The organism is uncultured Helicobacter sp., from assembly GCF_910577135.1.
GTDB lineage: Bacteria > Campylobacterota > Campylobacteria > Campylobacterales > Helicobacteraceae > Helicobacter_C > Helicobacter_C mastomyrinus.
This window is the reverse complement of the sequence record NZ_CAJTLL010000004.1, coordinates 1-9,223: the sequence shown is the minus strand read 5'-3', so window position 1 is coordinate 9,223 and position 9,223 is coordinate 1. Positions and strand designations below refer to the sequence as shown.

General features: G+C 38.8%; 12 protein-coding genes. 11 read left to right on the top strand and 1 reads right to left on the bottom strand.

The window, feature by feature from the left end; translation table 11 throughout:
• The first annotated feature begins 40 nt into the window (after window positions 1–40).
• The 7 genes from QZ289_RS02835 (at window position 41) to QZ289_RS02805 (ending at window position 4,278) form a co-directional block, all read left to right on the top strand.
• Window positions 41–541, top strand: coding sequence for a methyltransferase type 11 (locus tag QZ289_RS02835; RefSeq protein WP_295699002.1), 501 nt, complete (start codon window positions 41–43; stop codon window positions 539–541).
• A 166-nt stretch (window positions 542–707) separates the two neighbouring features.
• Window positions 708–1,454 carry a hypothetical protein gene (locus QZ289_RS02830; RefSeq protein ID WP_295698999.1) on the top strand — a complete coding sequence of 249 codons (747 nt, stop codon included), beginning with the start codon at window positions 708–710 and terminating at the stop codon, window positions 1,452–1,454.
• A 100-nt stretch (window positions 1,455–1,554) separates the two neighbouring features.
• Window positions 1,555–2,466, top strand: a complete 912-nt coding sequence (locus QZ289_RS02825; RefSeq protein WP_295698997.1) for a polysaccharide deacetylase family protein — start codon at window positions 1,555–1,557, stop codon at window positions 2,464–2,466.
• 8 nt (window positions 2,467–2,474) lie between these two features.
• On the top strand, window positions 2,475–3,140 hold the full coding sequence (locus QZ289_RS02820) for a methyltransferase domain-containing protein (protein ID WP_295698994.1): 666 nt from the start codon (window positions 2,475–2,477) through the stop codon (window positions 3,138–3,140).
• Window positions 3,141–3,168: 28 nt separating this feature from the next.
• The gene (locus QZ289_RS02815) at window positions 3,169–3,333 is read left to right on the top strand and encodes a hypothetical protein (RefSeq protein WP_295698991.1); all 165 of its coding nucleotides are present in this window, start codon (window positions 3,169–3,171) and stop codon (window positions 3,331–3,333) included.
• The gene (locus QZ289_RS02810) at window positions 3,330–3,920 is read left to right on the top strand and encodes a methyltransferase domain-containing protein (protein ID WP_295698988.1); all 591 of its coding nucleotides are present in this window, start codon (window positions 3,330–3,332) and stop codon (window positions 3,918–3,920) included. Before QZ289_RS02815 ends, QZ289_RS02810 begins: the two co-directional genes overlap by 4 nt.
• Window positions 3,901–4,278, top strand: coding sequence for a hypothetical protein (locus QZ289_RS02805; protein WP_295698985.1), 378 nt, complete (start codon window positions 3,901–3,903; stop codon window positions 4,276–4,278). Before QZ289_RS02810 ends, QZ289_RS02805 begins: the two co-directional genes overlap by 20 nt.
• A gap of 2 nt (window positions 4,279–4,280) precedes the next feature.
• Here QZ289_RS02805 and QZ289_RS02800 read toward each other — a convergent pair whose 3' ends face one another.
• Entirely contained in the window at window positions 4,281–5,075 is a 795-nt protein-coding gene (locus tag QZ289_RS02800; RefSeq protein ID WP_295698983.1) for a polyphenol oxidase family protein, read from the bottom strand.
• A gap of 119 nt (window positions 5,076–5,194) precedes the next feature.
• Between QZ289_RS02800 and nrfH the strand changes: the two genes are divergently transcribed.
• The 4 genes from nrfH (at window position 5,195) to QZ289_RS02780 (ending at window position 9,100) form a co-directional block, all read left to right on the top strand.
• Window positions 5,195–5,704, top strand: a complete 510-nt coding sequence (nrfH, locus tag QZ289_RS02795; RefSeq protein ID WP_295698980.1) for a cytochrome c nitrite reductase small subunit — start codon at window positions 5,195–5,197, stop codon at window positions 5,702–5,704.
• 20 nt (window positions 5,705–5,724) lie between these two features.
• Window positions 5,725–7,575: an ammonia-forming cytochrome c nitrite reductase subunit c552 gene (locus tag QZ289_RS02790; protein ID WP_295698978.1), complete on the top strand. Its 1,851-nt coding sequence runs from the start codon at window positions 5,725–5,727 to the stop codon at window positions 7,573–7,575.
• Between the two features lie 90 nt (window positions 7,576–7,665).
• Window positions 7,666–8,682, top strand: coding sequence for a hypothetical protein (locus QZ289_RS02785; protein WP_295698976.1), 1,017 nt, complete (start codon window positions 7,666–7,668; stop codon window positions 8,680–8,682).
• A 10-nt stretch (window positions 8,683–8,692) separates the two neighbouring features.
• Window positions 8,693–9,100 carry a diacylglycerol kinase gene (locus QZ289_RS02780; protein WP_295698974.1) on the top strand — a complete coding sequence of 136 codons (408 nt, stop codon included), beginning with the start codon at window positions 8,693–8,695 and terminating at the stop codon, window positions 9,098–9,100.
• Window positions 9,101–9,223 lie beyond the last annotated feature (123 nt).

The window sequence follows — 9,223 nt, the reverse complement described above, 5'->3', positions numbered from 1 at the left end:
GGGGCATAAGAAAGAAACTGGGCAAGATTCAAACCTGCAAATGCTGATACAAGAATATGATTGGCTTATGCTTGAGATATTTGACCAAATGGTACGTATGCGAAGTGGGGGCGATATGGGGGCTTGTTTTGAGAATGTCAAACAAACCCAAAACATAACCCTTGCAAATTTTATAGAGCACCGCGTAGGGGAAAATGTCTTGAAAAAAAATACCCAAAGTGTCCCTTTCGCCTCAAAAATCACCCTCGATAAGATTCTAAATAAGCTCCTCTCTATTTATCTTAAAGTCCTTTATTACCTTACTCCACGTTCTGTTGCGAGTGAAATTTTTATCCGCACAAGTATTGGAGAGCGGCATAAATGGGCTTATGATAGCTTCTCTCTTGTGCGTCTTTTGCATCAAGCTCAATTTCACCACATAGAGCAAATGAGCTTTGAATCTTCCCATATCCCACATTTTAATGAATATCTACTTGATATAAATGCCGATGGCTCTCCATACAAAGGAGTTTCAAGCCTTTATCTTGAGGCGAGAAAATAATTTGTTATAATACGCGCTTGATTTGATACAAATACCTTATTGCCTCTTTTTATAGGTAGCCATTAAGGGGCATAAGTCCTCCCTCTAATAAAAACTATACAGCCTAAAATTAAAGATAATATGTGCGGGTATCACACAAATATTATCGCACTAAAAAGGATATTTTATGAGATTCTCTATACTTACACCTTATCGCATTCTTCGCCGCATTTTTGCACATTTTCAAAAAAGAGTAACGCGCACCCTCAAGCCTGCAAAATGGCATAACCTCCGCCAAACCACACCACTATCAAGTGTCTTTGGCTTTGATAGAGGCACACCTATTGATAGAATCTACACAAATGATTTTCTTAGTAAGAATGCACATTATATACAAGGCAGAGTGTGTGAAATCGCTGAAAACACCTATACAAAAGAATTTGGCACAGATATAGAGCAAAGTGAAATCCTGCATTTTGATAGCTCTAGCCCGCAAGCAACGATTATAGGGGATTTAACTAAACATTCTACCCTTCCCCATAATATCTTAGATTGCTTCATCTGCACCGTTACACTTAATTTTATTTATGATTACAAGGCTGCGATTAAAGGCATTTATCTTATGCTAAAAAATAATGAGGGGAGGGGCATAAAAGAAAGTGTAGCTCTTGTAACTGTGGCAGGATTAGTGCAAATCTCACAATATGATTATGAGCGGTGGGGAGACTATTGGCGATTTACGGATATGGGAATTAAAAAGGATTTTGAAGCCGTTTTTGGAGAGGGTAATGTAGAGGTGGTAAGCTATGGAAATGTGCTAAGTGTGATAGCCGAGCTACACGGAATCGCCGCTGAAGAGCTCAAACACAAAGAGCTTTTTACCTACGATAGTCGCTATCCCGTGATTATTTGCATTATCGCTAAAAAAGTATAGTAAATTTTAAGGATGAGATTATGTATCAATTCATTCATTCTCTTGTGGATTATCTTTCTCGCTTTCACATAGCGCAATCTTTCTTTAAGGGCTTATTCTTATGCTTCATCGTGTAGCCCCCTTTGAGGATAAGCTTACTCCTAATGAAAATATGAAGGTTACCCCCACATTTTTGGAGCAATTTATTGTAGATTCTCTTCAATCTGGCTATGTGTTTATAAGCCTTGATGAGCTTCATTATGGGCTTTTACATCAATCTCTCCCAGAATATTTTATATGTATTACGCTTGATGATGGTTATAAAGATAATCTTACCTATGCCTATCCTATTTTTGCAAAATACAATATCCCCTTTTGCATTTATATCTGCACTTCTTTCCCTCAATCCACGCATAGTATGTGGTGGTTTGGACTAGAGGATTATCTTTTAAGCACGGATTATATGGAGTTTCAACATATCGGCTATGACCTCTCAAGCAAAGAATCTAAAGAAATGATGTTTCTTACATTACGTCATCATATTATCACACATACCCAAAGCTATGAAGATGGGGAGGAGATTATGCGCTCTTTAAACATCCCTTATAATCCTCGTGCTTATGATTCTCTAGCACTTACTTGGGAAGACATTAAGCTATTAGATACAATGGGGGGGGGGGATAAGAATCTTTGCACGATAGGAGCGCACACGCACTCTCACCCTATTTTAAATCAACTCTCACAAAAACAAGTCATAGATGACATTACCCTATCCCAGCAGCTTTTTACACAATATCTAGGCTATATTCCTAAACACTTTGCATATCCTTTTGGAAGTAGGCTTGAAGTAGATTCTTCATATTTTTCTATCATACCAAAGCTAGGTTTTGCCACTGCCACAACAACACGGCGTGGCTGTATCTATCCCCAGCATAAAAATCACCTTTATGCCTTACCTCGTATATTTTTTGGAGAGCATTTTATGATACAATCCGCTTTTAGAATCCGCAAAAAACGAATAGTAACCACATAGGGGGCAGTATGAATATTGACTTAACAAATAAAAATTTACAAAGCGATGAAAGAAAAGAAATTGAGATATTACTCTCTATGCAAAATCCACAAATAAGCGATGACTTGGAGCAAATGTGGTATCTCATTGACTTAGTGTGGGACAATATGGGCTGTGATAATAGCAATCTTGATTGGGAGAAAATCGGTGCATTTTACGCCCACCCTGTATGGCTACTCAATGGATTGTTTATAGAATCTCATAATCTCTCTCTATCTATACGCAAGGCAATCGCTCAATATATCGCTATACAGGGCTTTGAACGTATCTGCGACTATGGAGGGGGCTTTGGGAGCTTAGCTAAAGAAATCGCTCTACTCTGTCCGAAAGTGCAAATTGATATTTATGAGCCTTTCCCTAGTCAATATGGCAAAAAGTGTATAGAAGCATTTGATAATATCCGCTTTGTCTCTACTCTTGAAAAAAATGCTTATGATTGTCTATTATCTACCGATGTGCTAGAGCACGTTGATGATGTCCTCAAGACTTTTGAATCTATGCTCTCTTGTCTTAAAATTGGTGGAAAAGCCTTGATTGGGAATTGTTTTTATCCCGTGATTAAATGCCACCTGCCTAAGCATTTTCACTATCGCTACACGTTTAAACATATTGCTAAGATGATGGGCGTTACATAATAACGGATATATAGAGGGCGCGGAGTATGTGCAAATTTATAGCAAGTATAAGGATTCTCAAGTAAATCTTGCTGTGCAGTTAGCGGGGGGGGGCAGATGTATATATATGACTATCAATATCGCCAAGCCTATACTCAAGCCCCTTGTCAAATTGCTTAGAAAATTTAAATCTCAAATCAAAGGACGTATATGACACAATGTATTCTCTGCCATAGCCAAAGCACTGCTATCTTGCAAACCATCAAACAAGATGATATAAATGCACTCTATGAACGTGCCTTTGGGCTTGATGTAAGTCATATTATTACAAGCAACTTACTTTATCATCACTGCAAAATATGTGATTTGCGCTTTTTCACTTGTGAAGATGGCACGATTCCCACAGGGGATAATCACTTCTACAATACGCTTAACACACTTGAGTGGTATTACTTCGCTAAAAAGCACGAGTATGATTACGTCCAAAAATACATTAATCCAGAATCCAAAGTTTTAGAAGTAGGCTGTGGTAAAGCAGCATTCGCTCATTTTTTACCCCCTGAAGCCAAAAAGCATTACATCGGGCTAGAGCTTAGCACAGGCGCAAAAGAAATGGCAAGCAAAGATGGCATTTGCATTGAAAATATCAGCGTTGAAGAATATGCCAAATCCCACGCCAAAGGCTTTGACATCGCTTGTAGTTTCCAAGTCCTTGAACACGTAAGCAATCCTTATGGCTTCCTCCAAGCTCAAATTGAGTGCTTAAAAGATTCACAATTAAATGGGGGGGGGGGCATATAACAAACCTCTGCTTATCATCGCCGTGCCGAGTGAAAATAGCTTTATTCAATATTGCGTAAATGGAATCCTCAATATGCCTCCTCATCACGTCTCCCGCTTTAGCGACACTACCTTGCATAAAATTGCTGATATATTCAATCTCCAATTACTTGACCTCTACCACGAAAATGTCCAAAACGAACATATCGATTTTTATCAAAGTACGATGTGGGCTAAGCTCTTTCTCTCTACACCACTTGTAGATAGGGGCATTACAAGAAAGATTATCAATAAAATAGGGAAAGTAGGCAAGCATTTTATTAAGATTCCACCAAATGCTTATGGACACACTGTTGTCGCAGTATATACACCTAAATAATATTACAAAAGCATAGCCAAAAGCCCATATCTCCCTGTTGTTTTATCACGTCTATATGAATATAGCCGCTCATCACAGCAGGAGCAATATGGACTAACCTCTACTTGATGTGTTTGTATATGGAGATTCTCACATTGCTCTTGCAAACACGCCATCAAATCAAGCCTATTACCCTTCAAGACATTGCGACTAAAGCCAAGATTCATAGCTTCCTCACATATATCTCCACCCACCTCATAGCAGCACGAGCGTATGGACGCCCCTACATAAAGCAGACAATCTGCTGCTTGTGTTTGATACAAGGCATTCATCTTTGCAAACACTTGTGGCAATATACCATCAAATACGCCTTTGCGTCCGGCGTGGATTACTGCCATTGCGTGATGTGCTTTATCATAGAGCAAAATGGGATTACAATCTGCGGCTAGGGCTACACAGATTCTATATGGAATCTGTGTGATAATGCCATCAGCCTCACCAAGTGATATAGAGACCCCTCCCCGATTTTGCGCTAAAGATTCTAAAGTTTTATCCAAAACAACGCTTTGTGTGCTATGAATCTGCTGACAATAATACAGAGCCGCCCTATCTCCTTGCTCAACACAAAACATATCATAAAATCTTGTCGTTATAAGCTGATAGTTAGAATCCACGTCTAAAGATTTATCACCTATATAATAGCCCAAATTAAGTGTGCTAAAAGCTCCTTTGCTCACTCCGCCAAAACGATCACTCAAAGCAAAACATATCTTTTGTCCCTTAAAAAGTAGGCTTTGCAAACTTGTTTGTAAAAACATTTTTTTCCTTTTTTTAACAATATTTGATAAAAGTTAAAACATTTTTATGGCGATATATAGTAATATTCTAGCGAGTATTTCTTAAAATCACTCAGCAAACAACAAATAAGGAGAGTTTATTGAGACAAGGCATACAAAAAAAGTCGTCCTCTCGTATATCGAGTATTCTCGTCATTCTTCTTACGATTATTGCTATCCTTGCATGCTATACATTTTATCATGCCAAAGGCACCTCATATTTTAGCAACAATCCAGAAGCGTGCAATAACTGTCATATTATGAATGAAGTTTTTAACGATTACTCTAATGCTCCCCACTCCCACAAAACCGCAGGACAGCCACGAGCTACTTGTAATGACTGCCACTTGCCACATAACTTTATTTCTAAATGGATCGCTAAAGCCCAAAGCGGCGTAGGACATGCTTATGCCTTTACCTTTAAGCTCGATTCATTACCCGTTAATCTTAGCGCAAATGAAGCAAGTAAGCAAATGGTGCAAGATAATTGTGTGCGATGCCATATCGAATATGCCCAGAATGCGGTCAATCCTACGACCACCCCAGGGCATAACAATGCTTTAAGCTGTGTTTCCTGCCATGAGGGCGTAGGGCACAAAAGAGGATTTTAGACAAATTTAAGGAGAAACAGATGCAAAAAGAAAAAAGAATGCTACCTATATTTATTGTTGTGGCCATTGTTGTTATCGTTGGACTTGTATGGTTTAACTTTGATATTTCATCAAAACAGGCAGGGAATACAGGAGTGATTTCTAAGCAGCTTGTGGAGCTTACTGATGAAAACCCGACTTTTGATTTTTGGGGTAAAAACTTCCCTGAATATCTTGATATGTATCTTAAGGTAGAGACTGAAACGCCAAAATACACAAACTTTGGTGGTAACCTTGCATACTCAAAGCTCATTCGCTATCCACAGCTCACAATCTTATGGGCAGGCTATCCCTTTAGTCTTGACGCAAATGAAGAAAGAGGGCATTTTTGGATACAAGTAGATCAAATGGAAACTGCTAGAAACAACAAAGATTTCCTTAATGCACACGGTTTTGCAAAATTTGGCGGGCAGCCTGCAGCCTGTATGAACTGCCATAGCGGCTGGACTCCGTGGCTTATCAATAATGTAGCCAAAGGTGATTTCACTGTATTTAACAGCACAAAATATTGGACAATGATTAAAAACGTCCCTGCTCGCAATGGCATACAAGAGGGCTCTGAAGAACACGGCGGACCTCATGGCGGTAAAAGAATGGGTGTAACCTGTGCAGATTGCCATAATCCTGATGATATGAGTCTAAGAGTAGTGCGCCCTGCACTCATCAATGCCCTTGTTGGTAGGGGCTATCAAAAAGACCCTATTCAAGGCATTAAAGCAGATAGAAAAGAAATGCGAACCCTTGTATGTGCTCAATGCCACGTGGAATACTACTTCAAGCCAACAGGAGAAAAAGTCAAAGTTATGGGGGAATCAATTGCCACCGATCCAACCAAAAAATGGTGGAATGGCACGCAAAAAACTTATGATGAATATGAGCATTGGAGAGATGGCAACAAAGCTACCGAAATAGAAGTCGATGGTATCAATCTCACTTTCCCTTGGAGTGCTTGGAAAAAAGGTGAAAACTTTAGAATCGAAATGTTTGATGCGCATTATGATGCAGTGCGACCAATCTTTCAAGAAGACTGGACACATAAAGAAACTAAAGCGCCTATGCTCAAGATTCAACACCCTGAATACGAACTCTTTAGCGGTGGTGTGCATGCGGCTAATGGTGTGAGCTGTGCAGATTGTCATATGCCTTACATTAGAGGTTCAGGTGGCAAAAAAATCACACAACATAATGTTACTTCACCACTCTTTGATATAAATTCTGCGTGTAAAACTTGCCATACACAGCCTGAAGAATATCTCAAAAAACAAATTGCCGATATTCAAAAATCTGTGGCGTTTGACTTAAGAAGTGCAGAATATGCGACTGTGAGCCTTATCTTTGATATCAAGAAATTACGCGAAGAGTTAGGCAAACTTCCTGCATATCAAACTAATGGCAAAGCTGATGATACAAAAATCTCTAAAGCTCTCCAAGAGCCACTAGAACTTCATAGAAGAGGACAAATGAGAGGTGATTTTGTGGGTGCGGAAAACTCCACAGGATTTCATAATCCACGCGAAGCAAGCCGTATGCTCCTCCAAGCTGTAGAAATGGCGAGAATGGGACAAACCAAACTTGTTGAAATCGCTGCTGCAAATGGCATTAAAGGCTTTAAAACTTCTAATCTAGGATTTGAAGAGATTCAAAAGTTTAATCCCGGTGAAATTGTTTATAAAATAGACCTTAATGGACATACTGCTGGTGAGCGCTACTACAAAGATCCCAGAGTAAATGGTGAAGCACCAAAAGAGCTTTTAGAGCTTGATAAAAATATTCAACCTTACAACTTCGACGAAGTTGATAAAATTTCTGCTGGTGCCACCAACACTAAATAATATCCCTCTTCCCTCGCCCTTTGGGTGGGGTCTCTACTATTGCAAACTTATGCTATAATCTTTCATATCAAAAACCTCAAAGGAAACAAAATGGGTAAAAAAATCATTGGTATTGTTTTAGGCATTGGCGCGGTTGTAGCCATAGGACTTGGAGTTGCTATCTCATTTAAAAGCAAAGAGATTAAAGATCGTATGACACAAACGCTCAATCAAAGTTTCGAGCACTTTGCTAATCAAACTGATATTATCGAATCTTGGGAGTCTTTTGTGTGTAGTGGTTTTATAAGCATAGGTTGCTATAGCAAACATATTGCATTAAGCAGTAGAGAGGCTAATCTCCATCTATACGATATAGGCATAGATGTGCATTCTGCCGATGATAACTCACTTAAGGCTACATTTAATATCAAAAATATGAAAATGGAGGTTAATGATCTCCCCTTAACTACGGCACAAACAGAAGAAGAAGCTTTGATCCAGCAAAAGAGCATCAAACTCTTTACATCATTTGTCCCAAACAAAATGCAATGCGATATTGCGCTTAATCAAAATGATATTACCCTCAATGAAAAACTACAATGCGATATAAAAGCCTCTAATGCCACATACGCTATACAAACCGAAGGCGTATATCAGCACGAAAATTTCGCACGGCAAAATATCGCACAGATCCTACAAGATTTCTACCTTGATATGATGTTTAATGAAAATGCCCTCTCGCCATATCAAAACTACCAATATGCCCTCCGCACCTTCAGTATAAATACTAAGGATAAGGGATTTAGCAAGGATATGTATCGTTTTTATGAGATCCAAAGCCCACTCTTGGGTATAAGTGCTAATATGGATAATTTCGCAAGCTATGTGAATAATATTAATGTGCTATTCGTCCTTGCTGCAAACCTAACCCTAGGGAATATCTACCCTGATGAAATATCCCAGCTTGGAAAAGGCATAGAATCTTATATACTTGGTAATACACACGAGCTAGGCTTTAATCTAAGTCGAAAAAATAAGACAGAAGATATTTTTATCTCACTTGAAAACCCCGAGCAAATCTTCCCGTATTTTTTTGACAATTATCAATTAGAAGTCATCTCGCGCTAGGAAAACATAAATGCCAGCGACCAAAACTAAGAATCCTCAACGCAACGACAAAAAGGGGAAAAGAGGTTTAAAGCGCCTCTATAATGCTTTTTTTTTCTCCCTCGATGGCATTAAGGCAGCGTGGCAGGAAGAAGAGGGCTTTAGGCAAGTATTAAGTATAGGCATTATGCTAAGTATTATTGCGTGTTTTATCGCTCAAAGCTGGCTAGAACTTATCCTGCTTGTTTTGCCTTGTGTACTTTCTATTATCGTAGAGCTTATTAATTCCGCAATTGAAAATGCCATTGATTTCACAAGCCTTGAGATCCACCCTCTTGCCAAAAAAGCAAAAGATATGGGAAGTGCTATACAACTTATAGCGTGTTTGTTTGTAGCTTTTGTATGGGGAAGCTATCTTCTCACACATTTTGTGCTCTAATTTTATAGAGAAACTATTACGATATACTCATATAAGGGATAATTCCAATAATATGCTACAATTCCCTTAAAACTACTTTGCCTCAAATTCATCTCAAAAAGGAACATATATGAAAAAGATTCT